Source organism: Streptomyces africanus (assembly GCF_002150735.1).
GTDB classification, from domain to species: domain Bacteria; phylum Actinomycetota; class Actinomycetes; order Streptomycetales; family Streptomycetaceae; genus Streptomyces; species Streptomyces africanus.
In genome coordinates this window covers 39262-64596 of record NZ_MUKA01000111.1, presented here as the reverse complement: position 1 = coordinate 64596, position 25335 = coordinate 39262, and the positions used below count along the sequence as shown (strand labels likewise).

At 70.2% G+C, this 25335-nt stretch carries 25 protein-coding genes and 2 pseudogenes; 12 read left to right on the top strand and 15 right to left on the bottom strand.

The features are described from left to right. Window positions 1-8: 8 nt before the first annotated feature. The 3 genes from CCL05_RS16775 to CCL05_RS16765 form a co-directional block, all read right to left on the bottom strand. The gene (locus tag CCL05_RS16775; RefSeq protein ID WP_425275921.1) at window positions 9-1229 is read right to left on the bottom strand and encodes a PP2C family protein-serine/threonine phosphatase; all 1221 of its coding nucleotides are present in this window, start codon (window positions 1227-1229) and stop codon (window positions 9-11) included. 140 nt (window positions 1230-1369) lie between these two features. Continuing rightward, window positions 1370-2389 carry an NADPH:quinone oxidoreductase family protein gene (locus CCL05_RS16770; RefSeq protein ID WP_086561316.1) on the bottom strand — a complete coding sequence of 340 codons (1020 nt, stop codon included), beginning with the start codon at window positions 2387-2389 and terminating at the stop codon, window positions 1370-1372. Between the two features lie 46 nt (window positions 2390-2435). Beyond that, on the bottom strand, window positions 2436-2801 hold the full coding sequence (locus CCL05_RS16765; RefSeq protein WP_086561315.1) for a MerR family transcriptional regulator: 366 nt from the start codon (window positions 2799-2801) through the stop codon (window positions 2436-2438). Between the two features lie 121 nt (window positions 2802-2922). Here CCL05_RS16765 and CCL05_RS16760 point away from each other — a divergent pair, with 121 nt between their 5' ends. Beyond that, on the top strand, window positions 2923-3225 hold the full coding sequence (locus tag CCL05_RS16760) for an ArsR/SmtB family transcription factor (RefSeq protein WP_208641548.1): 303 nt from the start codon (window positions 2923-2925) through the stop codon (window positions 3223-3225). Then, entirely contained in the window at window positions 3222-3614 is a 393-nt protein-coding gene (locus tag CCL05_RS16755; protein WP_086561313.1) for a VOC family protein, read from the top strand. Before CCL05_RS16760 ends, CCL05_RS16755 begins: the two co-directional genes overlap by 4 nt. A gap of 45 nt (window positions 3615-3659) precedes the next feature. On the opposite strand, the gene CCL05_RS16750 is transcribed toward CCL05_RS16755, so the two are convergent. From CCL05_RS16750 to CCL05_RS16715, 8 genes are all read right to left on the bottom strand, one after another. Beyond that, entirely contained in the window at window positions 3660-3974 is a 315-nt protein-coding gene (locus CCL05_RS16750) for a DUF6980 family protein (protein WP_086561312.1), read from the bottom strand. After that, window positions 3971-5038 (bottom strand): DUF6215 domain-containing protein, encoded by a 1068-nt coding sequence (locus CCL05_RS16745; RefSeq protein ID WP_086561311.1) that lies wholly within the window; start codon window positions 5036-5038, stop codon window positions 3971-3973. The genes CCL05_RS16750 and CCL05_RS16745 overlap by 4 nt, the downstream gene beginning before the upstream one ends. A gap of 80 nt (window positions 5039-5118) precedes the next feature. Continuing rightward, entirely contained in the window at window positions 5119-7464 is a 2346-nt protein-coding gene (gene yicI / locus CCL05_RS16740) for an alpha-xylosidase (RefSeq protein WP_086561310.1), read from the bottom strand. Then, window positions 7461-8885, bottom strand: coding sequence for a GH1 family beta-glucosidase (locus CCL05_RS16735; RefSeq protein ID WP_086561309.1), 1425 nt, complete (start codon window positions 8883-8885; stop codon window positions 7461-7463). The genes yicI and CCL05_RS16735 overlap by 4 nt, the downstream gene beginning before the upstream one ends. A 14-nt stretch (window positions 8886-8899) precedes the next feature. Beyond that, window positions 8900-9727: a carbohydrate ABC transporter permease gene (locus CCL05_RS16730; protein WP_086561308.1), complete on the bottom strand. Its 828-nt coding sequence runs from the start codon at window positions 9725-9727 to the stop codon at window positions 8900-8902. A gap of 6 nt (window positions 9728-9733) precedes the next feature. Next, the gene (locus tag CCL05_RS16725; RefSeq protein ID WP_086561307.1) at window positions 9734-10693 is read right to left on the bottom strand and encodes a carbohydrate ABC transporter permease; all 960 of its coding nucleotides are present in this window, start codon (window positions 10691-10693) and stop codon (window positions 9734-9736) included. Between the two features lie 10 nt (window positions 10694-10703). Further along, window positions 10704-11957 carry a sugar ABC transporter substrate-binding protein gene (locus CCL05_RS16720; protein ID WP_086561306.1) on the bottom strand — a complete coding sequence of 418 codons (1254 nt, stop codon included), beginning with the start codon at window positions 11955-11957 and terminating at the stop codon, window positions 10704-10706. An 89-nt stretch (window positions 11958-12046) separates the two neighbouring features. Next, window positions 12047-13108 (bottom strand): LacI family DNA-binding transcriptional regulator, encoded by a 1062-nt coding sequence (locus CCL05_RS16715; protein ID WP_086561305.1) that lies wholly within the window; start codon window positions 13106-13108, stop codon window positions 12047-12049. Between the two features lie 154 nt (window positions 13109-13262). On the opposite strand from CCL05_RS16715, the gene CCL05_RS16710 reads away from it, so the two are divergent. The 5 genes and pseudogenes from CCL05_RS16710 (at window position 13263) to CCL05_RS16690 (ending at window position 16929) form a co-directional block, all read left to right on the top strand. Next, window positions 13263-13553 (top strand): ABC transporter permease subunit, encoded by a 291-nt coding sequence (locus tag CCL05_RS16710; RefSeq protein WP_244204301.1) that lies wholly within the window; start codon window positions 13263-13265, stop codon window positions 13551-13553. Window positions 13554-13727: 174 nt separating this feature from the next. After that, the gene (locus CCL05_RS16705; protein ID WP_086561304.1) at window positions 13728-14669 is read left to right on the top strand and encodes an SDR family NAD(P)-dependent oxidoreductase; all 942 of its coding nucleotides are present in this window, start codon (window positions 13728-13730) and stop codon (window positions 14667-14669) included. 28 nt (window positions 14670-14697) lie between these two features. Further along, a pseudogene (locus CCL05_RS46205) lies at window positions 14698-14904 on the top strand (hypothetical protein); the annotation flags it as partial. Window positions 14905-14911: 7 nt separating this feature from the next. Beyond that, entirely contained in the window at window positions 14912-16240 is a 1329-nt protein-coding gene (locus tag CCL05_RS16695) for a sensor histidine kinase (protein WP_086561303.1), read from the top strand. Beyond that, on the top strand, window positions 16237-16929 hold the full coding sequence (locus CCL05_RS16690; protein WP_086561302.1) for a response regulator transcription factor: 693 nt from the start codon (window positions 16237-16239) through the stop codon (window positions 16927-16929). The genes CCL05_RS16695 and CCL05_RS16690 overlap by 4 nt, the downstream gene beginning before the upstream one ends. A gap of 87 nt (window positions 16930-17016) precedes the next feature. Here CCL05_RS16690 and CCL05_RS16685 read toward each other — a convergent pair whose 3' ends face one another. After that, on the bottom strand, window positions 17017-18240 hold the full coding sequence (locus tag CCL05_RS16685; RefSeq protein WP_086561301.1) for an FAD-dependent monooxygenase: 1224 nt from the start codon (window positions 18238-18240) through the stop codon (window positions 17017-17019). Beyond that, window positions 18237-19640 carry an MFS transporter gene (locus CCL05_RS16680; protein WP_086561300.1) on the bottom strand — a complete coding sequence of 468 codons (1404 nt, stop codon included), beginning with the start codon at window positions 19638-19640 and terminating at the stop codon, window positions 18237-18239. The genes CCL05_RS16685 and CCL05_RS16680 overlap by 4 nt, the downstream gene beginning before the upstream one ends. Window positions 19641-20080: 440 nt before the next feature. Between CCL05_RS16680 and CCL05_RS16675 the strand changes: the two genes are divergently transcribed. The 3 genes and pseudogenes from CCL05_RS16675 to CCL05_RS46195 all read left to right on the top strand — a co-directional run bounded on the left by CCL05_RS16675 (window position 20081) and on the right by CCL05_RS46195 (window position 22777). Continuing rightward, window positions 20081-20653 (top strand): hypothetical protein, encoded by a 573-nt coding sequence (locus CCL05_RS16675; protein WP_143589898.1) that lies wholly within the window; start codon window positions 20081-20083, stop codon window positions 20651-20653. Between the two features lie 92 nt (window positions 20654-20745). Then, window positions 20746-21179, top strand: a pseudogene (locus CCL05_RS46200) (hypothetical protein); the annotation flags it as partial. A 233-nt stretch (window positions 21180-21412) separates the two neighbouring features. Next, window positions 21413-22777: a C40 family peptidase gene (locus tag CCL05_RS46195; RefSeq protein ID WP_244204300.1), complete on the top strand. Its 1365-nt coding sequence runs from the start codon at window positions 21413-21415 to the stop codon at window positions 22775-22777. Here CCL05_RS46195 and CCL05_RS47485 read toward each other — a convergent pair. Continuing rightward, window positions 22752-23255, bottom strand: a complete 504-nt coding sequence (locus CCL05_RS47485) for a class I SAM-dependent methyltransferase (protein ID WP_158102462.1) — start codon at window positions 23253-23255, stop codon at window positions 22752-22754. The two genes, CCL05_RS46195 and CCL05_RS47485, sit on opposite strands and share 26 nt — an antisense overlap. A 200-nt stretch (window positions 23256-23455) precedes the next feature. After that, on the bottom strand, window positions 23456-24337 hold the full coding sequence (locus CCL05_RS16655) for an NAD(P)-dependent oxidoreductase (protein ID WP_086561297.1): 882 nt from the start codon (window positions 24335-24337) through the stop codon (window positions 23456-23458). 108 nt (window positions 24338-24445) lie between these two features. Here CCL05_RS16655 and CCL05_RS16650 point away from each other — a divergent pair, with 108 nt between their 5' ends. Together CCL05_RS16650 and CCL05_RS16645 are read left to right on the top strand one after the other, a co-directional pair. Further along, window positions 24446-25018, top strand: coding sequence for a TetR/AcrR family transcriptional regulator (locus tag CCL05_RS16650; RefSeq protein WP_086561296.1), 573 nt, complete (start codon window positions 24446-24448; stop codon window positions 25016-25018). A 127-nt stretch (window positions 25019-25145) separates the two neighbouring features. Next, the gene (locus tag CCL05_RS16645) at window positions 25146-25325 is read left to right on the top strand and encodes a transposase (protein ID WP_107400474.1); all 180 of its coding nucleotides are present in this window, start codon (window positions 25146-25148) and stop codon (window positions 25323-25325) included. The last annotated feature ends 10 nt before the right edge of the window (window positions 25326-25335 follow it).

The following is a 25335-nucleotide window of genomic DNA, read 5'->3' as shown; positions in this document are numbered from 1 at the left end:
CACCCTGGTCATGGCTGCTGTCTCGGGCGGGCGGCCGAGGCTCGACGGGTGTCCGCGCCGGAGCTGACGCGCCGCTGGGTCTCCTGGACGCCGTGCCAGTCCAGGCACATGGCGGTGGCGTCGTCGTCGAGTCGGCCGCCGGCGGCGTCGAGGACCGCGGATGTCAGTGCCAGTGCGGTTTCCCGCGGGTGCAGGTCCCGGGTGTCCTTGAGCAGGGCGAGCAGGTCGACCTGCTCCCCGTGGCGCTCGAGCATGCCGTCGGTGACCATGAGCAGACGGTCACCGGCACGCAGATCGAGGTCCTGGACGCGGTAGGAGCGCGGGGCGAACTCGGACAGTCCGAAGGGATGGTCCACCTCGCAGGTGATCACCTCAACGGTCCCGTCGCGCATGCGCAGCGGCCAGGGGTGGCCGGCGTTGACGAGTTGGGCCTGTCCGGTGTGGAGATCGATGCGCAGCAGCTGCCCGGTGGCGTGACCGTGGCTGTGGTCGATCAGTGCCCGGTCGGCCAGGTGGGCCTGCTCGGCCAGGCCGGCTCCCGCGCGGCGGGCACCACGCAGGGCGCTGACCAGGACGGTGGCGGCCAGGGCGGCATCGATGTCGTGCCCCATGGGGTCGGTCACCGACAGATGCAGGGTGTCGCGGTCCAGGGCGTAGTCGAAGGTGTCGCCGCTGAGGTCTTCGGAGGGCTCCAGGTTCCCGCTCAGGGTGAACTGTGCGGCCTCGCACGACAGTGACGGAGGCAGCAACTGGTACTGGATCTCTGCTGCCAGGGTGGGGGGCCTGGAGCGTTTGCCCCAGGTGTAGAGGTCGGTGAGGCGCCCGTTGGCGATCACGATGTAGGCCAGGAGGTGGGCGGCTTCCCCGACCGCGTCGAGGACGTCGTCGCCGGGGTCGGCCGGCAGGAGCAGTTCCAGCAGCCCGATGGCGTCCCCCCGGTTGGTGACCGGCATGATCACCCGATGTCCTTGGGCGGTCTCCTCCTGGTAAAGACGCTGGGTACGGATCACTTCCTCGTAGACGCTGCCGAACATCGGGATCCGCTCAGCCTCCCGGCCCCCGCCCGCGGGTGCCGTGGACAGCCGCGCCACTGCCTTCCCCGTCAGGTCCACGATGAGGAAGGAGACCTTGGCGGCCTCGAAACGCCGCCGCAGGTCCTCCGCGACCACGTCGACGGCCTCCGCCGGCGCCGCCGTCTCAGCGGCGGTCAACACCCGCGGGAGACCAATCTGCCCACCACGCACGACCGCGGTCCCTTCCGCCAGCCCCTCGTACCAGCATGGGAGCCACCGGGGTGAGCGTCAATCCGTGAGCGCCCACGGTGAGCCCTCGCGCCAGGGACCGCGGCCCCGCCCAAGCGAAGCCGCGGTCACTGGCGCCAGGGATCGAGGGCGTGCTTACCGCGGGTCCGGCCTGCTTCGAGTTGCTGCAGCACCGCTGGTCCCTCGGCCAGGGAGTGAACCTGGGGGGTGCCGGGCGGGTAGACGCCGTGGGCGATGAGTGCCTCGATCTCGACCAGCAGCGACTCGTAGAGGGACGGGGCCGCGGTGGCCAGCGCACCGATGTGCAGGCCCTTGACCTGGACCTGGTGGGTGAAGACCAGGTCGTGCGTCGTGAGTGTGGCGTCGCCGGAGGCGGCGCCGAACACGACGACGCGTCCGGTGAAGGGTTTGGTGACCGACAGGCTGACCTCGAACGTGGCTTGACCCACCGATTCCAGGACCAGGTCGACCCCGCCCGTCAGACGGGTGATCTCGGCGGCCAGATCGGGGCGTCGGCTGTCCAGGACCTCGTCCGCGCCGAGCGCTGTGACAACGTCGTGCTTGGCCGGTGACGCCGTGGCGATCACGCGCGCGCCGTAGTGGCGGGCGAGACGGACGGCGGCCTGCCCCACGCCACCGGCCGCGGCATGGACGAGCACCACGTCACCCGTTGAGATCTCACCCAAGGGCTTCAGTGCCGCCAGTGCGGTTGCCCAGTTCAGTACCAAGCCGAGAGCTTCGGCGTCGCTCCAGCCGGACGGCACAGGAAGTACACCTTCGGCCGGCATCGTCATGTACTGCGCGAAGGCGCCCGGGCCGGCCCCGACGACGTGGGTACCGACCGGCAGTGGGCGCTCGACCCCCGCGCCGACCCCCACGATCTCGCCGGCGGCTTCGAAACCCGCCACATAGGGCGCCTGCGGGCCTCCGCCGTACGCTCCATGGGTTTGCATGACGTCCGCGAAATTGACCCCGGCGGCACCGACACGGATCAGGTACTCGCCGGGGCCCGGGGCGGGGCGGCGGTGATCGGTCGTGAGAGTCAGATCCTTCGGTCCCCGGTGCGAGAGCTGGACCAGTGCTCGCACCGTCTGCTCAGCGGAGTGCCGCTGCTCGTTGATCTCCATGCGCCGAACCTAGGAGTTTGACACTTGCGTCAAGGTCAAGCGACTGTCAGAGATCAGCGCGGCGGGCCTCTCGCAGGTAGGTGTCGAGTGCCGCCTGCTGATCGCTGAGCACGGCGATGCGTGCGGCGAGCCGATCGTGATAGCTCTGCACCTCGTGCAGGAACTCCTCGCACACCGCATCCGGGCCGGCATCGGGTCCGTCGGTAAGGCGGGGCAGAACGTCCCTGATCAACCGCACGGGCAGCCCGGACTCCAGCAGCGAGCGGATGACGAGCACCCGGTCGATGGTGGACTGGCAGTAGTCGCGGAACCCATTGCTGAAACGCCCTGGGACGATCAGGCCCTCATCCTCGTAGTGCCGCAACGAACGCGCACTCACACCACTGACCCTGGACGCATCGCTGATCTTCATACCTGGGGCAACGTCCAGGCGCAGCGCGATCTTCCAGCACTCATCAGTGCACGCCTCTACACCTCCATGACTGTCGCACGTCCACTTGATACGCAAGTGAATGGTTGCCTATTGTGGGGCCGTGGCCGATGACCTGTTCAAAGCTTTGGCCGACCCCACCCGCCGCACCATCCTCGACGAGCTCACGGAGAAGTCCGGACAGACGCTGTTCGAGATCTGCTCCCGACTGAGCATGAAGCACCAGCTCGGCATCTCGCGCCAAGCGGTCTCCCAGCACCTCGCCCTGCTGGAGGCCGCCGGGCTCGTCGAGACCCGGCGGGAGGGGCGCTACAAGTTCCACGAGCTGAACACGGCCCCGCTGCGGCAGATCGCCGAGCGATGGCTGGTGGCCGATACGTCCGGACCGGAGAAGGGCACTCCATGAAGATCCATCTGACCAGCGTTTTCGTCGACGACCAGGCCAAGGCCGAGCGCTTCTACACCGAGGTCCTCGGCTTTGTGAAGAAGCACGACGTCCCGGTGGGGGAGAAGGACCGGTGGCTGACCGTCGTCTCGCCCGACGAGCCCGACGGCACCGAACTCCTCCTGGAGCCCGCCGGCCACCCCGCCGTCAAGACCTTCCGCGACGCACTCGTCGAGGAGGGCATCCCTCTCGCCCAGTTCGCCGTCGACGACGTGAAGGCGGAGTACCGGCGCCTGCACGGCCTCGGAGTCCGCTTCACCCAGGAACCCCTGGAGATGGGCCCCGTCACCACCGCCGTCTTCGACGACAGCTGCGGCAACCTGATCCAGATCGCCACCAAGCCGCGGTAGCCCCTTCCGGGACCGGCTGATGGAGGGCGAGGCGATCCCGCCTGGTTACTCCTGGTGCAGAGAGGTGAGCCAGCGGTCGTCCTGGAACTCGGCGGGCACCTCGTCCTCCCAAGGATCGATCCCGCGGCGCTCCAGCTCGTCGAACCATCGGTCGCGCTGCGACTCGGGGAGGCGCCGTCCGCACCAGGGGCAGAAGTTGATCGTGATGCTCGACGTGCCGCCGTCATGGACGACCAGCCCGTACTCCTGGAACTCGGCGCGGAAGTCCACCAGCGCGTCCGGGCAGGTGACGGGGTCATCGTGCTGGTCGCAGTCCAGGTTCACGCGACTGGTCATCGCCTCGCAGCAGTGCCGGGTCATGACCTCGACGCGGCGCGCGACCGGTCGGCGATGGTCGGAAGAACCTTCTCGGCGATGTCGAGGAGAACGCTGTCGTCCGGGAGGGTTCCGGACTCGCTCCACACGGTGATTTCGTAGTAGCCGCCCCGGTCGCCACGGTCCAGGGCCACGGACAGCGTCCTGGCCAGAGGGCCTTGTTCGACCGGTCCGCCGGATCCGCCGCCCCCGAGGTTGATCTCGATCTTCATGGTGTGATCCGAGGAGAAGACCGCGGGCCGTCCGAGAACCCTCAGCGTCTTGACGTCCTCCTCATCCCCGAACTTCATCAGCTTCACGTACTGGTCGGTCGTCAACTCGTTGTACGTGGCCGAGACATTCACGGTGTACGTGTCGAACGCGACCTCGGCCTCCGGCTGGGCGACCTTCCCGTCAGTCAGGGGAGCGGTGTTGCTGGTGCCGGAAGCAGTGGTCGCGGTTTCCCCGGGCGTTCCGAGGAGCTTGGCCAGGTCTGGCCGGTTGAGCGCCTTGCACAGCTCTTCACCGGTGGCAGGCTGAGGCGTCCGCTTGTAGGCCTTCGGCAGCTCCTCGTGTTCCCCGGCCGAACACGAGGCGGGCTGAGGGGTGCTGTCCTCGGACGGCATCATGCGCGGGCCCAGCCACACCGCGGCCGCGAGTGCCCCGAACACGGCGACGGCGGCGATGGCCTGGCCCCATGCGTTGGGTTCCTTCTCCGGAGTGCCGCCCGGGCCGGGACGCGGCCCAGCTCCGGCCTGGGCCTGGACCTGGGCTTGGGCTTGGACCTGGGCCTGGTCTTGGGCCTGGACTTGGATGTGGTCGGCGGCATCGACCGCCGTCCCGTCTGCGGAGGCCGCCGGACTCGGGTTCCGGCGTGCGCGCAGGGCCCGGACCATCATGTGGACGCGTATCGCGGTGAACACGAGGAACACCAGGCCGATACCGGCCGCGACCCGGTCGTGATCGTGAACGGCGAGATACATGATGCGTACGCCGAGGACGGATCCGACCGCGATGAGCAGGGGCTCGCGGACCCAGAATGGCAGGAGACGGAGGAGGAAACCGAGCATCTGGTGATCTCACCAGGACACGATCACATTCGCCGTGGTGGAAGCCACAGTTCCGGGCACGTGCCGGGTCTGGTCGGAGGTCAGCCACCGGTGACGTGTGCCGTGAGGGTGGCCGTGCCCGCGGACACGGAGAGAAGCGTGCCGAGCGCGGTCCGCTCCGCCGACGCCGGCGATCCGGTGCCGCCGGGTTCCGCCCGCGCTCCGACCAGCAGCACCCGCCACGGTCCGGGTGCCCCCTCCGCGGCGACCGTGACCGTGTCGCCGTGGCGAGTCGTCCGGAAGACGGCCGCCGAGCCGTCCCGGGCGCCCCGGGCTGGGATCCGTGTCGTGACCGTCGCACCGTCGACGGGCGTGTGGACCCGCAGTGTCACCCCGTGCGCCCAGTCGTACTCCGCCGCGTCGTCGCTGTCGCCGTAGGGGATGACCGAGCCGGGCCGGGCCAGCAGGGGCAGGCTGTCGTAGCCGTACCGTTCCCGCCGCCAGCCCGGCCCCTGGACCTGTTCGCCCGACAGCAGATGTGTCCAGGTGCCGTCCGGGACGTAGTAGTCGACGACGCCGTCGGCGGAGAACACGGGGGCGACCAGCAGGTCGTCGCCGAGCATGTACTGCCGGTCGAGGGTGTGGCAGGCCGGGTCGTCGGGGAACTCCAGGACCATCGCCCGCATCATCGGCGTGCCGCGCTCGGCGGCCTGTTGTGCCGCACGGAACAGGTAGGGCATGAGCCGGTGCTTGAGGCGGGTGAAGTCGCGGGTGACCGCGACCGCTTCCTCGTCGTAGCCCCACGGCACCCGGTACGACTGGCTGCCGTGCAGCCGGCTGTGCGACGACAGCAGCCCGAACTGCACCCACCGCTTGAACACCTCGGGCGTCGGCGTGCCCTCGAAGCCGCCGATGTCATGGCTCCAGAAGCCGAACCCGGACAGGCCGAGCGACAGCCCGCCGCGCAGCGACTCGGCCATCGCGCCGAAGTGCGACTCGCAGTCGCCGCCCCAGTGCACCGGGAACTGCTGTCCGCCCGCCGTTGCCGAGCGGGCGAAGAGCACGGCCTCACCGGCGCCCCGGGCCTCGCTCAGCACCTCGAAGACCGTCTCGTTGTAGAGCTGCGTGTAGTAGTTGTGCATGCGCTCCGGGTCGGAGCCGTCGTGCCAGACCACATCGGTCGGGATCCGCTCGCCGAAGTCGGTCTTGAAGCAGTCGACGCCCTGCGCGGTGAGCGCGCGCAGCTTGCTCGCGTACCACTCGCGCGCGTCCGGATCGGTGAAGTCGACCAGCGCCATGCCGGCCTGCCACAGGTCCCACTGCCACACGTCGCCGTTGGCCTTGCGCACCAGATAGCCGTGCCGCTTCGCCTCCGCGAACAGTGGGGACTTCTGCGCGATGTACGGGTTGATCCACACCGACACGCGCAGGCCGTGCTCCTCCTTCAGCCGCCGCAGCATGCCCTCCGGGTCCGGGAAGACCTCCGGGTCCCAGGTGAAGTCGCACCACTGGTACTCGCGCATCCAGAAGCAGTCGAAGTGGAAGACGCCCAGCGGGATGTCGCGCTCGGCCATCCCGCGCACGAACCGGTTCACCGTCTCCTCGTCGTACGAGGTCGTGAACGACGTCGACAGCCACAGCCCGAACGACCAGGCCGGCGGCAGCGCCGGGCGGCCGGTCAGCGCCGTGTAGCGGTCCAGGACGTCCTTGGGCGTCGGACCGTACACGACGAAGTACTCCAGCGACTGGCCCTCGACGCTGAACTGCACCCGCCCGACGGCCTCCGAGTCGACCTCGTAGCTCACCTTGCCGGGGTGGTTGACGAAAACGCCGTAGCCGCGGTTGGTGAGGTGGAAGGGGACGTTCTTGTACGCCTGCTCGCTCGCGGTGCCGCCGTCGGCCTGCCAGATGTCCACGCTCTGGCCGTTCTTCAGATACGGCGTGAACCGTTCGCCGAGCCCGTACACCAGCTCGCCGACACCGAGGGTGAGCTGCGCCAGCGAGTGGTGGCTGCCGTCGCCCAGGACCGCGAAACCGGTGCCGCGCGCCGTCGCCGAGGTGAGGACGCGACCGTCCGCGGTGAAGTCCAGCCGCCACGGGGCCGCGGTGTCCACCCGCAACGACAGTTCCCCGGCCGCGAGTTCCAGCAGCGAGCCCTCCCGGGTGACCCTTGCCGCGTGGCCGGGCTCGGTGCGCAGCGCGAACTGCGGGCCGCGCTCGGCGGCGCCCGCGTGGTGGGTGGAACGGATGCCGATCACGCCCTCGGCGGGGGACCAGCACTCGACGGTCAGCAGCGGGCTGTTGAGGGTCTGGCCGCGGCGCGTGACGTGCCGCACGGGCGCGTAGAGCGTGCACCGGTCCTCGTCGACGCGGACGTCGGCGACCTCCGCGGCGTACGACGCCCGGACACCTTCGCGCATCATCCAGTAGCCGTCGGTGAACTTCATCGGGGATCCTCACCAGGGGTGGTACGGGCGCGGTGGGCGGCGATCAGCCGCTGGTACCAGCGGTAGCTGTCCTTGGGTGTGCGTACTTGCGTGTCGTAGTCGACCCGGACGATGCCGAAGCGCTGGCCGTAGCCGCGGGCCCACTCGAAGTTGTCCAGCAGCGACCACACGTAGTAGCCGCGCACGTCGACGCCCGCGCGCAGGGCGGCGGCGAGCGCGTCCAGATGGCTGCGGAGGTAGTCGATCCGCTCCACGTCGCGGACCCGGCCGTCGGCGTCGACGGTGTCCGCCTCCGCCGAGCCGTTCTCGGTGATCAGGAGCGGTGGCAGCGCGGGGTAGCGCTCGGCCAGGTCGACCAGCAGGTCCGTGAAGGTGTGCGGGACGACGGGCCAGCCCATGGTGGTGTGGCGGACGTCGTCGCGCCAGGTCTCCTCGGCCCGGACGTCGACCGCGGTGCGCGTGGCCGGGTCCGGGGCGCGGTACGGGGCGTCGGCGACGGTGATCGGCCGGTAGTAGTTGATGCCGACGAAGTCGAGCGGTGCGCCGATGAGGTCGAGGTCGCCGTCGAGGCGGTACGAGCCGTCGCCGGAGGGCAGCAGCTCGCCCCAGGTCTCGGCTTCGTGCTCCGGGTAACGCCCGGCGAACAGCGGCTCGAACCACACGTCGTTGTGGAGCGTCCCGACGCGGCGTACGGCGGCCAGATCGGCGGGGGAGTCCGTGGCCGGCAGCAGCCGGTCGGGGTTGAGCGTGATCCCGACCTCCCGTGCCCCCGCCGCGCGCAGCGCCTGCACGGCCAGCCCGTGGCCGACGAGCAGATGATGTGCGGCGGCGAGCGCGCCGCGGCCCTCGCGGGCGCCCGGGGCGTGGGCGCCCGCCGCGTAGCCGACGAAGGCGCTGCAGAAGGGCTCGTTGAGCGTGATCCAGCGGTCCACCCGGTCGCCGAGCCGGGCGGCGACCACCCCGGCGTACTCGGCGAACCGCTCCGCCGTCTCGCGTACCCGCCAGCCGCCCCGGTCCTCCAGGGCCTGAGGCAGGTCCCAGTGGTAGAGGGTGGCGGCGGGGGAGATGCCGGAGGCCAGCAGCTCGTCCACGAGCCGGTCGTAGAAGTCGAGCCCGGCCGTGTTGGCGGGGCCGGAGCCGGCCGGCTGGACACGCGGCCAGGCGACGGAGAAGCGGTAGCTGTCCACGCCCAGCTCGCGCAGCAGCGCGACGTCCTCGCGGTAACGGTGGTAGTGGTCGCAGGCGACGTCACCGGTGGCGCCGTCCGCGACGCGCCCGGGCTCGCGGCAGAAGGTGTCCCAGATGGACGGGCCTCTGCCGTCCTCGTCGTACGCACCCTCGATCTGGTAACTGGCCGTGGCGGCACCGAAGAAGAAGCCGGGCGGGAACTCGGGGAATTCGGTGGACTCGGAGAGACTCACGGGAAGGCACCTGCCTACTTGACCGACCCGCCGGTGATCCCGGCGGCGATGTACTTCTGGGCGACGACGAGCAGGATCGCGGCCGGTACGGCGGAGAGCACCGCGGTCGCCATGACCGCGCCCCAGTCGCTGACATGCGCACCGACGAACTGGTAGATGCCGAGCGTGATGGGCTTGACGTCGTCCGTGGTGTTGAGGGTGAGCGCGAACATGAAGTCCGACCAGGCGAAGAGGAAGGTGAACAGGCCTGCCGTGATCATGGCGTTGCGGCTCATGGGCAGCACGATCCGCACGAACGCGGTGAAGCGGTTCGCCCCGTCCACCATCGCGGCCTCGACGACCTCGCTGGGGATCGACACCATGAACGCCCGCAGCAGTACGACCGCGAAGGGCAGACCGAGCGAGGCGTCCGCCAGGATCAGCCCCAGATAGGAGTTGACGAGGTCGAGCTGCGCATAGGCGCTGTAGAGGGCGTTGGCGATGACGATGCCCGGGACCATCTGCGTGATGAGCGTCGCGAAGACGATGCCCTGACCGCCGCGGAGTCCGAACTGGGCGAGCCCGTACGCGGCGGGCGCGGCGAGCGCGAGGCAGACGACGACGGCGCCGAGTGCGACGACGAAGCTGGTGAGCAGCGAGCCGCCCTGGGTGCTGATCGCCGTGTCGAAGTTCTTCAGGGACGGCGATACGGGGAACCACTCGGTGGCGGCGATGCTCGACTCGGGCTGGAGCGCGGCGTTGAGCATCCAGTAGACGGGGAAGAGCAGCACGGCGAGGATCAGCAGCGCGGCGGCGGTGTTCCACACCGGACGAACGCGCAGAAGGCTGGTCGGTCGTTTCATCGTCGGTCACTTCCCCTTGCCGAAGTCGGCGCGGTTGGCCCGCAGGTACAGCACGGCGAAGACCGCGCTGATGAGGATCAGGACGTTGCCCACCACGGCGCCCTGGCCGAAGTCGAGCTGAAGGAAGGAGAGCTGGTACGTGACGGTGCCCAGCGTCTGCGTGGAGTCCGCGGGCCCGCCCGAGGTCAGTGCCAGGATCAGGTCGAGGATCTTCACCGTCGACATGAAGCCCAGCACGAGCACGACGGTGATCACCGGGCGCAGCATGGGCAGTGTGATGCTGCGGAACGTCCGCCAGGGGCCGGATCCGTCGAGCGACGCGGCCTCGTACAGGTCGCGCGGGATCTCCTGGAGGCCGCCGTAGAGGATGACCATGTTGAACGGGATGCCGATCCAGATGTTGACCAGGACCGCCGACAGCAGCGCCACACCGGGGCTGCTCAGCCACGGCACGCCGTCCTGCGGGGCCAGGCCGGCCGCGTGGAGGGCGGTGTTCAGCATGCCGTGGTCCTGGTCGAGGATGCGCCGCCAGACGACGGCGGAGACGACCATGGGCACGAGCCACGGCAGCAGCAGGACGGCGCGCACGAAGCCGGAGAGCCGGAAGCGCCGGGAGAAGAAGACGGCGAGGGCCAGGCCGATGGTGAACTGTCCGAGCAGCGAGCCGGCGGTGAACAGGGCCGTGTGCCACAGGGCGTCGGTGAACAGCTCGTCGGCGAAGACGGCCCGCCAGTTGTCGAGGCCGTTGAACGGCGCCTCGCCGGTGAAGTATGTCTTCGGCGTGTAGTGCTGGAAGCTCATCACGATGTTGCGGACGAGCGGGTAGCCGAAGAAGAGCGCCATGTAGGCGAGCGCGGGAGCGACGAAGAGCCAGCGCAGCAGCCCGCGGCGCAGCGGAGCACGGCCGGCGGCGGACTTCGCTTCGGCGGCGCCCGAGGCGGGCGCCGGGGAGGTGATGGTGGTCATGGCCGGTTCCTCACTTCCCCGCCGAAGCCTGCTGCTGGGCCCGGTGCAGGGCCTGTTCGGGACTGGTCCGGCCCGTCAGCACGGACTGGAAGGCGCCCGCGAGCGCGTCGCCGACGACCGGCCAGCCGGTGCCGACCTTCGCCGTACGGGAGCGGGCGGTGGTGACGAGCTCGGCGAACGCGGCGAGCTTCGGGTTCTGCTTCGCGTACGCCTGTGCGGCCGTGGTGCGGGTGGGCACGTTGTTGACCGATGCGCCCCACTGGAGCTGGTTCTTCTCGGAGTTGAGGCAGTTCAGGACCTTGCCGGCGTTCTTCTCGCGGGCCGGGTCCTCGTCGTTCTTCGGTACGGCCATGACGGTGCCGCCGATGGGCGGCACCGCCGGCTTGCCCGCCTCGGGCACCGGAATGCTCGCGACCGCCCAGTCCACCTTCTTCTGGGCGCTGAGGACCGGCACCTGCCACGGCCCGTTGATCATCATGGCGGCGCGGCCCGCGACGAACTGGTCGTTGACGTCCTGCTGGTTCCAGTTGACGACGGACCTGGAGGCGGAGCCGTCCGCGACCAGGTCCTTCCAGAGCTGGAGCGCGGCCTCGCCCTTTCCGTTGTCGATCTTGGTTTCGTCACCGCCGGCGGACCAGAAGAACGGCAGGAACTGGTAGACGCCGTCCGCGTTCGGGCTCGCGCTGAAGGCCATCCCGTACGTGTCACCCGCGGTCAGCTTCTTCGCGGCGGCCCGCAGCTCCTTCCAGGTGGTGGGCACGGCGATGCCCGCGTCCTTGAGGAGCTCGGTGTTGTAGATCAGCGCGAGGGAGTTCACGGAACGGGCGATGCCGTACTGGGTGCCGTCGTACGCGCCGAGGGACTTGGCGCTCGCGGAGAGGCCGGAGGTGTCGACCCCGACCTCGTCGAGCGGGCGCAGGCCCTCGGTCTGCGCGAACTGGGGCAGCTCCGAGCCGTCCAGCTCCAGGATGTCGGTGAGCGAGTCGGACGACGCCATCCGCAGCGCCTTGGAGGCGATCTGGTCGGCGGGCACGCTGATCTGCTCGACCTTCAGGCCGAGCGGCTTTCCGCAACGGTCGAAGAACCGCTGGTTGGCGGTGTGCTCGGCGGTGTCGGTCGCCGAGTTGAGCACGGTGACGGTACCCGGGTCGGGCTGTGCGGCACAGCCGCTCAGCCCTGGCGCGACGAGGGCACAGGCAAGGGTGACGGCGAGCGCGGGAACGCGTCCGCGTCTTGTTCTGATGCGTCCTGCTAAGAACGGCAAGGCTGGTCCTCCGTAACATGTGCGGCTCTGGACATGCGGTGTCCGGCGATGGGGCGTCGCCGGCCGTGCCGTACGGGCGGTCCGGGTGGTCAGCCGGGCGACGGCGGGGCGATGACGGGCCCGGCCATCCGCGGCTGGATCAGGTGGTGCGGTGCGCCGGACGGTGTGCTCGAGACAGGTGCCGCGAGGGACTCCCGCGACGTCGATGACCGGCCGTCGCGGCCGGGGCCGATCGCGTCGATGGCGAGCCGGGCCACGGCCGTGGACATCTGTGCGACGGGCAGATCGATCCGCGGCAGATGCCGGATGCCCATCTCGTCCGGAAGGCTGCCGACGAGTACGACGGTCAAATCGTGGGGGACCCGCAACCCGGCCGCCGCCACCGCGTCCAGCAGGCGGGGGAGGAGGATCAGGTGCTGGACGACCAGCGCGGTCGGGACGGGCCGCACGGCCAGCGCCTCGCTCAGCCGCCGCGCGAGGACGTCCGGGTCGCGGTGGGACGGGATCACGCGGACATCGGCCGCGGTCTCGACGGCCGCTCGCCGGGCGCCGTCCAGACCGTGCAGGGCGTAGCCGCGGCGTGCGGCGACCTCGTGCTCGGCCGACGAGAGGAAGAGGATCCGCCGGTGGCCGGCTGCGGCCGTCTCGCGCACGGCGAGGGCGACGGCGGCCTCCCAGTCGAGGTCGGTCCAGGGCAGCGCCGCGTGATCGTCGTGACCGAGCAGCGCCCCGGGGAAGCCCAGTTCGCGCAGGACCTCGACACGGGGATCGCGGTCCTCGACCGCCATCAGCACCGCGGCGTCCGCGAGCCTGCTGCGGGCCACCCGGCGCAGCCCGCCGACGCCGTCGCTGTCCGTCATCAGCAGCACGTCGTACCCGTGCACCCGGGCGGCGTCGGTGACGTCGATCGCGAACCGCCCGTCGATCGCCCGGTACGCCCCGGGCACGCGCGGCGCGGCCAGCGCGAGCACCCGGGTCCGTGCGCTGCGCAGCGTACGGGCACTCGCGCGCGGGTGGTATCCGAGCTCGTCGATCGCCACCTGCACCGCGCGCCGGGTGTCCTCGGAGATCTTGCGCGACCCGCTCAGGACGTACGACACGGTGCTCGGCGCGACGCCTGCCCGCTCGGCGACGTCCTTGATCGTGGTCATCCCCACCCCACTCAGTCGAATCGATTCGACAAACGGGGTGACCTTAAGCGCGACGGGTCGGGAAGGGCAATACCTCGGGCGATGCGCCGGGTGGCGAACGAGGAGATCGCCGCGGCCGTTCCGCAGCGTCGCTCGGGCACCGAGGGATGGCTCGGTGACGCGGCATCTGCCCATGGCCCGCCCGGCCCTCATCACCCTGACCATCCTGTCGTTCCAGGGCTCGTGGAACGAGTTCACCCACTTCCTCGTGGCCACCCAGTCCGGTCAGTACGAAACCCTCACCACCGGCCTCGCGCGCCTCGTCTCCGGGGGCCTGGGCGGCGGCACCCAGTACCCCCTCAAGCTGGCCGCGGCCCTGCTGGCCACCCTGCCCGTCAACGCGCTGTTCTTCTGCTTCCAGCGGTACTTCGTCCAAGGCGCCAACGCGGGCGCCGTCAAGGAATAGCCACGCCGAAACGGTGGCTGCGACGGGCCGGCACCGTGTCGGCAGGATGCCGGCCGTCCGGCGCGGCTGTCGGTGATCCGTAGGCGATGTGTCGGGGGCCGCTGGAACCGTGGGCGTCGAGCTGCCCCGCAGGGCAGCCTCAGCCGCCTTCCACAGCAAGGAACCCCCGCCGTCATGTCGTCCACGTCCTCCGTCACGCCCTGGGATGTTCACCGGCTGCCGCATGCCGATGGCAGCGTCTTTCTGGTCACCGGCGGCAACGCCGGAATCGGGTACTTCGTCGCGGAGCAGTTGTCCGCGACCGGAGCCACTGTCGTGCTGGGCAGCCGGAGTCCCGCGAAGGCCGACGTCGCCGCGGCCTCGATCCGCTCGCGTGTCCCCGGCGCGCGGGTGCGGGCCGTACCGTTGGATCTCGCCGACCTCTCGTCGCTCAGAACAGCGGCGGAAGCACTGGAGGTGGACTGCCTCGACGCGGTGGTCCACAACGCCGGCGTCGCGCTCGACGACCCGCCGCGCCGGGAGACCCCGGACGGCCATGAGCTCATGTTCGGGACGAACCACCTCGGGCACTTCGCGCTGACTCACTGGCTGATGCCGCTGTTGTCGGCCGCACCGGCGGCCCGCGTCGTGACCATGGGCAGCTTCGCGGCGAAGTCGGAACGGCTCGACCTCGACGACCTGCAGTCCCGGAACGACTACCGGCCCCAGCGCACCTACGGACGCTCCAAGCTGGCGCAGATGTACTTCGGCCTCGAACTCGACCGCCGCTTGCGCGCCGTCGGCAGCACGGTGGCAAGCGTGGTGGTCCATCCCGGCGGCGCGCTGGACTCCCTGACCCCGTCACGACCACCGGTCCATGTACGGACCGCCGGTGCGCGGCTGCGCGGGGCACCAGCGGCCCTCCTCGTCCAGGGCAAGCACGCCGGTGCATGGCCCGCGGTCCGAGCGGTGCTCGACCCGACGGTACGCGGAGGGCAGTTGTGGGGACCACGCGTCTTCAGCCTGCGCGGCAGGCCCCGACGTGAACCGGTGTGGAACCACCTCGCCGACACCTCCGTCGCGACGCGGGCGTGGGACGCAAGCCGTGACCTGACCGGCGTCGACCTCGGCTTGTAGTGCGCAGGCACCAGGGCAGGTGAGTGGGCTCGCGTTCGACGCCTTCGTGGTCCGGATGGCGAACGCACCCGCGGTCCTCGCACTGCTCGGCCACCGGGCCTGGTGGCTGCCTCGTATCCTGAACCGTGTGCTGCCGAATGTCGATATCGAGGATGAGGCACTGAGCAGGCGTGTCCCTGCCTCCGCGACCGCGCCGGACGCAGCGGTGCGGCGGCTCCCCGTCGGCCGGGACTGAGCCGGCCATGACGAAACCGGGTGGCGGTGGTCCGCGATCACGCGGCGCGTGGTGGCGGGAGGCGGCGATCACGGCGACGGCGTTCGCGTTCTGTCTGCTCGGCGGGGTGCTGCAGGTCGACGACACGCTGTCGGCGCCGCCCGCCGCCGTCTACGTCCTCGCCGTGGTGTCCTGTGCCGTGCTGCCGGTGCGGCACCGGGCACCCCTGGCCGCCCTGGCGGCCACGACCGCGGTCGGCGTGCTGGTGCCGCCCCTGGGCCTCCTGCTCACCCCGCTCATCGTGGCACCCGCCGTGATCAGCGCCTACTCCTACTCGCTCGCCGCGCGCTCCGAACGGCGCGCGGCGAGCGCGGTGTTGCTCGCTTCCGTGGCGCTGGCTACCTCGATCCCCCTGTTCGAGGACTTCTCATGGAAGGACGCGAGCAGGACGGGAGTGGTGGCGGTGTTCCCACTGGTGGCCGGCGTACTCGGTCACTCGGTGCGCAACCGACGGGCCTACCTGGCGGCCGTGGAGGAGCGGGCCCGTCGGGCCGAGGAGAGCCGGGACAGCGAGGCGCGCCGGAGGGTGGCCGAGGAACGGGTGCGCATCGCCCGGGAGTTGCACGACCTGGTGGCCCATCAGATCACCCTGGCCAACGCGCAGGCCACCGTCGCCGCCCACCTCTTCGACGCCCGCCCGGAGCAGACCCGCAAGAGCCTGAAGGAACTCGTCGAGACCACCGCCGACGCGCTCGACGACCTGCGGGCCACGGTCGGTCTGCTGCGTCAGTCCGGGGACGCGGCCACGCCCGCCGAGCCGGCACCCGGGCTGTCCCGGCTTCCCGCGCTTCTGGAGTCCTTCCGCCGCGCGGGCCTGGAGGTGTCGGTGCACCAGGAGGGCACGGCCAGGCCGCTGCCGCCGGGAGTGGACCTCACCGCCTACCGCATCGTCCAGGAGGCCCTGACCAACGTGACCAAGCACGCCGGCACCGGGAGCGCCCGGGTCCGCCTCACCTGGACCCGCGACCGCGTGACCATCACCGTCGCCGACGACGGACGGGACACGCGTACGGCGCCGACCGCGTCCACGGGACCGAGTGAGTCCACGATGCCGGACCGGCCGCCCGGTTACGGTCTGATCGGGATGCGTGAACGTGCCACGGCGGTCGGGGGACACCTCTCCGCGGGCAGGCGCCCGGAGGGCGGTTTCCTCGTCTCCGCCCAGTTGCCCCTCCCGCCCGTCAAGGACACGACACGCGACGCTGACAGAGCGACAATCACCGAGGGGGGACGGATGGCCGGCAAAGCGACAGGTGACGGACGGACGGGCGACGGAGAGGCCGGGGACACGCCGTGACGCTCAGGGTTCTCCTCGCCGACGACCAGGCCCTGCTGCGCGGCGCCTTCCGCATGCTTCTCGAAAGCGCCGACGACATCACCGTGGTCGGCGAGGCCGGCGACGGCCGGGAGGCGGTGAGACTCACCCGCCAACTGCGCCCGGACGTGGTGGTCATGGACATCCGTATGCCCGAGATGGACGGTCTCACCGCCACCTCGGAGATCTGCGCGGACCCCGAACTGCGCGCCAGCCGCATCCTGATCCTCACCACGTACGAGACCGACGAGTACATCGCCCAGGCGCTGCGCGCGGGGGCCGGCGGCTTCATCGGCAAGGGCATCGGGGCCGAGGACCTGGCGGACGCCGTGCGTACGATCGCCGACGGCGACACGCTTCTGTCCCCCGCAGCGACCCGCTCCCTGGTCGCCCGTTTCCTGGCCACACCGGACAACGCCCCGCCGCACCACCCCGAACAGCTCGCCGTCCTCACCCCGCGCGAACGCGAGATGGTGGCCCTGGTCGCGACCGGCCTGTCCAACCAGGAGATCGCCGAGCGGATGTACCTCAGCCCCTTCACCGTCCGCGCCCACGTACAGCGCGCCATGACGAAACTGGAGGCCCGCGACCGGGCGCAACTCGTGGTCATCGCCTACCGGACGGGCCTGGCCCACGCCATCCCCGACGTCGGTACCGACCGCCTGCCGTAGTCCGGTACCGGGAGCCCCTCGCGGGACGGTCCGCCAAGACCGTCCCGCCCCCTCCGCGTAGGGGAGAAGCCCGGCAGGAGTACTAGGTCATCGCATCGGGGTGAATTCCGGCAGCCCGAGCGCTGAGTGGGCCGGTCGTGCTGTAGCGGAGGGCAGGGTGACGAGGTCACGCAGCATGGTGTTGCGTTGTTCCAGGGCCCGCGCCGTGGTGGGGAAGAGCGTGGCCGCACCGTTGTCGACCAGCGCCTGATTCATGGCCACGAACTCGCGCGTGTCGCGTTCGTAGGCGGCGAAGGCCGAGCTGTGGTCCCGGTTCGTGGCTGTCCCGTTGGCGAGCATGTAGGCACCGACCAGTGCGAGGCTCGAGCCCTGTCCGGTGAGGAACGAGGGTGCGTACGCGGCGTCGCCGACGAGCGCGACGCGGCCACTGGACCAGTGGGGCATGCGGATCTGACCGGCCGTGTCGAAGAACAGGTCATCGGCGTCGTGCATGGCGTTGACCATGGCAGGGACCTCCCAGCCCGCGCCCGCGAAGACCGAGGCGACCAGGTTCCGCTGGGCGTCGGGGTCGCGGAGGGCGTCCAACGGCGGTTCCGACTGGTGGAAGTTCAGGAAGGCGTGCAGCTCGTCGCTGTCCCCGACGGCGTAGAGGGCCGCGGCTTTCCCCGGGGTGTTCCACACCATGACCTCGCGGGAGAGCCCGAAGGTGTTCGGCATGGTGAATATGGCGAAGCAGTACCCGAGGTAGCGGTGGAACTGTTCCTCGGGGCCGAACAGGGACTCCCGGGTATGTGAGTGCATACCGTCGGCGCCGACCACCAGGTCGAACGTGCGCTGTCGACCACTGTGGAACGTGACGTCGACCCCTGGTCCGGACTGGTCGAGAGTGTCGATGGAGTCGCCGAACAGAAATTCCACGTCGTCACGGACTGTCGCGTAGAGGATCGCGGCCAGATCCCCACGCCGCACCTCGAGGTCCTGGCCCTCGACCCCGCCCGCAACGGCACGCGGGCTGAGCGAGGCCACTTCACCGCCATCGGCGTCGAGGAAGGTGCAGCGACGCAAGTCGATGTGCGCGTCCTGCAATTGCGGCAGTATCCCCATCCGCCGGACCACCTCCACCGCGGTACCGCGGACGTCGATCGGGTAACCACCGTCGCGCAGTGCGCCTGCCTTCTCCACCACGGTGACCGCGCATCCGGACCGGTGCAGCCAGTACGCCAACGCGGGCCCGGCGATACTGGCCCCCGAGATCAGAACTGTGCGCTTCGCGGTAGTACTCACGCCCGTCGACAGACCGGTCGGTGTCATGCCTGGACTCCTTTCTTCGTGATACGGACAAAGAGCAGGGACAACGCGGCGACGAGGCCGGCCACGGCGAACCCGGTGACGAAAGCCGATTCAGCCGGCCGGCCCGTCATCGGCTCGGCACCGGCGTCGAGGATCGCGCCGGCGACCTGGGCGCCCAGGGCGACGCCGACCACGCGAGTGACCACGAGCAGGCTGGTGGCGATGCCGATGTCCTTGGTCTCGATGGCGGTGGCCGTGCCGGCGAGCAGCGCCGTGGTTCCGACGCCCGCGGCGAACGCGGTCAGCACCTTCGCGAGGACGAGCTGCCATTCCGCGGTGTGCAGCGACGCCAGGGCGATCAACGTGGACGCCGTGACGACCGTGCCCACGATGACCACGGCACGCGGGCCGAAACGCCGCGCCGCGATCCCGCCGACCGAATCGCTCACCGCCCCGGCGACGGCGCCGGGCAGCAGGAACAGTCCGATGTCGGTGGTGCCGGCTCCGAAGCCGTACCCGTCGCCCGACACCGCCAACAGCTGCGGGAGGAGAAAGAGCACCATCCCGGAACTGGCGGTGATGACGAAGGTGAGCACACACGCGTTCCACATCGCGGGCTTCGCCAGCATGCGCAGATCGACCATCGGCGCGGCCGCCCGGCGCTCGACGACGACCCACCCGGTCGCGAGGGCGACCACGACCGCCGCGATGGCACCGACCCTGAGCGACGGCACGCCGCCGTCCCTCGTCACCGTCACGAGCCCGAGCATGAACGCGAGCAACGTGCCACTCAGCAGCACCGTGCCGGGCCAGTCGATCCCGTTGCCCGACGGGATCGGCGGATCATGCGGCATCAGCCGCGTCACGACCAACGTCGTCGCGACGATCGCGATCGTCGGTAGCGCGAACATCCACCGCCAGGACAGGCCTTCCGCGATCGGCCCGGCAAACAGCATGCCCACCATGCCGCCGCCCGTGAACAGCGCGACGACCAGCCCGATGGCCGCTTGTGACTGTCCCGCCGTGAGGTGTTTGCGCACCAGGATGAACGAGAGGGGCAGCGCACCCACCATGACGCCCTGCAACACCTGCCCGAGCAACAACACCGGCAGGTTCGGCGCCAGACCGGCCATCACTCCACCCACCGAAACCACGGCCATCAGCCGGACCAGCACCCGCTTTCCGCCGTAGCGGTCGCCGAGTTTGCCCGCGACGGGTGTGATGACCGCGCCGGTGATGAGGAGTGCGTTGCCGATCAAAGCCCCTTCGGCAGGACTGACTCCCAGCTCACGTTGGAGCAGCGGGAGCGCGGGCTCCACCACTGACTGCAGGGTGCCGAGGGCGAGTGCCAGGATGCCGAGCGCGCCGATCGACAGCCATCCGATGCGGGAGGGGGAGACCACGGCTTCGGATAAGGACATCCCTTTCACCGGCGCTCCTCCAGCAGTTCGAACACCTGCTGCGACTCGGTGCAGAACGCCCACCGTCCGATCGGACAAAGAAAATTCGCCACCTGCTGATCACTCCAGACACCACGAGAGAAGAGGAATGCGCGAGATCCGCGCGCCTCCCACACTTCCCTCCGGCGCCCTGGCGGGCATCGTCCCCCGCAGCCGTCCTGGCCTGGTGCACCCGGACCAGCCACGCACCTGTCCTGGTGCCTACGCACTACAAGCCCACTTGGAATCCGCGCCCCGTAGGCTCGTCCGTCAACGAGCCGACGTAGACGGAGAAAGAGCGCATGGCAACGGACAGGAACCTACGCGGGCCGGCGGCAGGAGGCGACCGAACGGCCCCGCCGGCCGAGAACGCTCCTCCTCGACGCCGTACGGGCCCGATCCACTGGTTTCTGTTCAACAGCGTGGGCGTAGCGGCCTCGGTGGCCCTGATGTGGTTCGCGCCGGTGGTGCCCCTGCCGGCCTTCCTGCGCGGCCCGGCCTTCGCCACCTCCGCGCTGGCGATACCCCTGGCGCTCATCCTGGTGCCCGGCGTCCTGCTCCGCCACGTCAAGCACAAGAAGGCGCCGAAACCGGCCATCGTGGCGATCACCGTTGTGCTCCCTGCCGCGATCGTGCTGGCGGTCGTCACCCGAGAGGCCGGCGAAGAGCGGGGGCTGGAGAAGAGGGGCCGGTGGACCGAGGCCGTCGTCGTCGACGTCGACAACGGCAAGACCGACGAGTGCACGCTCCGCACCCGCGACGGCCGGGAGATCTCACCCCGGATGACGGACGGCTGCGATCCGCACAGGATTGAGCCAGGCGACACACTGCGCGTGCTGTACGACCCCAAGGGCGCAGCCGGTCCGCTGGAGGACGAGGACACGGAAGTGGACCTGGACCCCGGCGCGTACAAAGGATTGATCGGCGGCCTGGCAGCGCTGATCGTCGTGACAGGCACGTGGGGCTGGGCACGGGTGAGTCGGGGGGAGAGGTAGACGGGGGGACACCCCATGCGCACGGCGGTGGGCGGCAACACGGATCGTGCGCGGCTGCACCCGTTAAAGGCCGACTCCCGGCGGTCGACGTCATGGCGGCCTGGATCGCGCGCGTGAACATCGCCCTGGCCACGGCCTGTCAGCCGCTGCTGCCCGCCCGCTGGGCGGTGATGGGGCATGGCCGGGGCCTACACCCTCTCCCACGTCACTGGCCTCGCGCTCACCGCGTTCCTGCTGCGCAGCCGGCTCGGGGGCCGTATCGACGACGGCGGCCTGCACCGCACCTACGTGAAACTGGCTTGCGCCGCGGGGCCCGGCTGCTGGGCTGGGCCGGGCCGTGGCGCGTGCGTGCGCCGGCTTGGGAGAGGGAACGTGGTGCACTGCCCCCGCCTTGGCTGCCGGGTCGCTCATGACAGCCCTGGCGTACCTCCTTCTTGCCCGGTTGCTTCACTACGGCCTGTTCGGCGGCAGGGCAACGGCCCGGCGGGGGATCCATCTCTTCGACGCGCACCTCCCGCCCTCTTGACGCTCCCTCAGCCGCCCGCGATGTCCCCATGTGGTCCAAGGTCTATGTCTGTGGGGTGGATTGCGTAGGCGCTGCGAATGGAGGGGTGAAGGTCACAGAAGCATATCGGGCGTTTTCGGTCTTCGATCTTCACGGAAGGCTCACAAGTTGGCTAAGTTGACCACTGCGTGCACGACTTCCTCCGACAGGCAGGTGGTTTTGTGCGCTCTCGGACGGAAGGAGCGCCCTTTTCCATGGCGATGGAACGAACCTCGCGCCCCGGAGTGACCGACTCCGCGGGCAAGGCCGACTCCCTTGGCCAGAGCGAAGGGCCGAGCCCTGACGAGGTCCGGCGGCGGATCGACAGCCTCTACGACCGGGCCGAGAGCGACACGGGTACCTTCAACGCGACCCGCTTCGCAGCGATCCCGCGCCAGCGGGGCACGGCCGCCAGCGCCCCGTCCCAGGGGGAGACGGACCCCGCGATCGGAACTCTTGCCCGGCAGTGGTTCGACGCCGCCCGTGCCAAGCTGGGCCCGACCGTGCCGGTGTCGCAGCCGGACAGGAGGTTGCCGGCCCGTCCCGACCGCGCGCCCCAGGCGGCACGGCCCGTGCGCCCGGCGGAACGTCCTGCGGAGCCCCGCGCTCTCGAAGCGCCCCAGGCGCCCACCGGCATTGCGGGGGAGTTGACCGGCGGATCAGCCAAGGCACCGGCCACTGGAGTCCTCCCGGAGCTCTCCGGCCGGCGTGTCGCACCGGCTGCGGCGGGCGATTCCCGGTGGGACGAGAATGCCTGGCGCGCCGGTGGACAGCCGGTCGTCGGCGACGTGGCGGCGCGACCGCTGTACGAGCCCGTACCAGCGCCTGCCCCGGAGTCCGGTCCACTGCCCGGCCCGCAGTCCGCCGCGGCGCTGCCCACCGTCGCGCAAGGCGGGTGGGAGACGTACGGTGCCGGTCCGGCGGCCGGCGCGACCGAAACGTATGCCATGGCGCTGTCAGCCGATCCCACCGCGTACTACACCTCCGGTCCATCGGCCGACGTGACCACCGCGACCCATGGCGCCGGTCTGCCGAGCATCCCTGCATCTGTCCTGGCGGCCCCTGTTGGGCCAGTGCCCGCCGAGCCGACCACCGCACCCGAACCGGCCACCGCACCCACCCCGACGGAACCGGTTACCTTCTCGGCAGGCGAGACTCCGTTCACCACCTTCACGGCCGGTGTTCACGGTGGCTCCTGGCTGTCGCCGGACGCCGGCCACAGCACCCAGGCCGAGCGGGTGGTCGCGTTCGCCCGAGCGCAGATCGGTCGGCCCTGTGTGTGGGGCGCGGTCGGGCCGGGGTCGTACGACGCCCCCGGTCTGACCCAGGCGGCGTGGAAAACTGCCGGCGTCACGCTTCCCCGGACGACCCAGGCCCAGTGGGGAGCGGGAGTGCAGGTCTCGCTCGCTGACGCCCAGGCCGGAGACCTGGTCTTCTTCCACGACGACCTCGGTCACGTCGGCATCTGGAGCGGCGACGGCATGGTGATTCACGCCCCGGGCCCGGGAGCGCTCATCCGTGAGGAGTCGGTGTTCTTCGCCGGCCAGTCGGCGATCAAGGGCGCGGTCCGCCCGGCCTGACGCCCCTCTCCTTCATCAGACCTGGAGGCGGTGGGAATCTCGTGCGATGCGGTCCTGGAGGAGTGGATGCCGGACGCTGTTTCAGTGGGTCCGGGGCGTTGTCGGGATCGAGGGAGTGGCGCGGACGGCGGGGTTCCTCGCATTGCCGGACTTGGAAGCCCAGTGGGGCTGCGGCGAGGTAGGCGCTGAGCGGACGGTGGTGCTCGACGAGGAGGGACGGGCGGCCGTCCGGACCGCGACGGCGGGCCAGGGTCGGCCGGAGGTAGGACACCAGCAGGTGTGCGTCCGAGATCACGAGGCTTCCGCCAGGGCGCAGGACACGTACGAACTCCGCCCATACGGGGGCCAGATCGGGGACGTGCATCAGGGCGAGGGCGCAGACGACGGTGTCGACCGCGTTGTCGGGAAGCGGTAGTCGGTGCAGGTCGGCCTCGCGGAAGGTGACATCTGGCAGACGCTTGCGGGCCTGGGCGAGCATGTCCGCGTGCCGACGGGCAGGCCGTCCAAGATGCGCCGGACAACGGGCTGCTCGTCGAGGACGAGGCGGTGGCTGCGCCATAGGCCGCACCGGTTACCGCTCAGCGACAGCAGCGGCTCCAGCACGGCCCACTCTTCGTCGGTCAGATCGCCTCTGCTGATCACGTCCGGCGCGGTGAATCGCTCGTCGGACAGCCGCGGTCATGCCTCTGCCTTCTTCATCAATTCCACCAGCGTGGAGAAGCTGTCCGCGGCGTGGCCGGCGTCCATGCCGCGCCGGAAGAGCTCGACGACCGCGGCCGGAAGCGTGGTGTCGACTCCCGCGTCCGCGTTGGTGTGCAGGACGTGCTCGACGCTGGCCATCCCCATGGCGAGGCGGTCCACGTCGCCGATGTGGCGGCCGGCGTCGATGCGCTCGGCGTAGAAGGAGAAGAATCCCGGCAGCGAATTCGCGGTCTCCACCGCGTGCGGCAGGATGTCCGCCGCCGTCAGGCCGTTGGCGTCGGCGAGGGTGATGGCCTGCCAGTAGCTCAGCATGGAGGTCCAGAACATGACCATGCCGATCTGGTACATGAGAGCGGCGAGCCCGGGGTCCTCTCCCCGGTGGTCGGTCCGCCCCGTGATGACTTCGAGCGCGGGCCGGTGCTGGTCGAAGACCTCACGCGGGCCGCTGTAGAAGGTCGCCGATTCGGCCTGACCGATCCCGGAGGGCGGCACGGTGACGCCGCCGGTCAGCTGGACGGCACCCCGCTCGGCCGCCCAACAGGCCGCGGCCCGGGCCTTTTCGGGCGTGTCCGAACTGAGGTTCACCAGGATCCGGCCGGCCAGCGCGGCCGCGGCGGGCTCGAGCGTGGCGTACATGGCGTCGTAGTCCGTGAGGCTGAGGATCACCAGCTCATTGGAGACAAGGGCCTCCTCCACGTTCGGTGCGAGCACCGCCCCGCGCGCGACCAGGGCGTCCGCGCGCGACGCGGTGCGGTTCCAGACGGTGACGTCGTAGCCGCGGTCGAGGAAGGCGCCGGCCATGGCCTGCCCCATGGGGCCAAGGCCGATGACGGTGACCGACTGCTTGGTGCCGCTCATGATGAGATCTCCACCCTTCGCTAAAACGATCGCTCTATTTAGAGCGCGACGAGAACGTATCACAGCTCTAGAACGAGCGCTCTACTCAATGGGCGATACGGTGGCTCCATGCAGACCAGCACACGGGACCGGATCGTCATCGCTGCATCACGCCTCCTGCAGCGGCAGGGCTACGTCGGCACGGGAATCAAGCAGATCGCCCAGGAGGCGCAGGCCACCCTCGGCTCCGTCTACCACTTCTTCCCGGGCGGCAAGGAGGCCGTCGCCGTCGCCGCGATCAAGCACAGCACCGAGGAGTTCGCGACGCTCCTGCGGAAGGCACTGGACAGCGAGGAAGACCCGGCGGAGGCCGTGACGGCCTGCGCCCGGCAACTCGCCGACGAACTGCGCGAGTCGGGCTGGATCGACGGCTGCCCCGTCACGGCAGCGGCCCTGGAGACGCTCGGCACCGACTCGGAGATCCAGCAGGCGTGCGCCGACGCACTGCGCGGCTGGGAGCAGTTGGTCCGCGACAAGCTGCTGCGCTGCGGCTTCCCCTCCCAGAGCGCCCGGGAACTGGCGACCACCGTCATCTCCACCCTGGAAGGTGCCGAAGTCACCGCCCAGGTCAACCGCAGCGAGGAACCACTACAGGTGGCTGGCCGGCAACTCGCCCGCCTCGTACGCTCGCACGAGGTCTAGCCACCGCCGTAGCCACCGCCGGCAAGCGACAGACGTCGATCGGAGAAACGGCGCCTGTCGTTCAACGATCCCCACCATCACGCGATGCGGAGTGGGCGCTGGTGCGGGATCGGATGCCGGTGCCGGGATGGCTGGCAGGCGGGGAGGCAGACCGGAGGGCTACTGCCATCGGCAGATGATCGACGCGGCGCGCTACTTCGTCGACAACGGCATCAAATGGCGGGCAATGCCCCCGAACTTGCCACCCTGGCCACGTGCGTATCGCCTCGGCTCTGCCAGTCGTTGCGGACCACATACGGGATCTTGAGACCACGAGC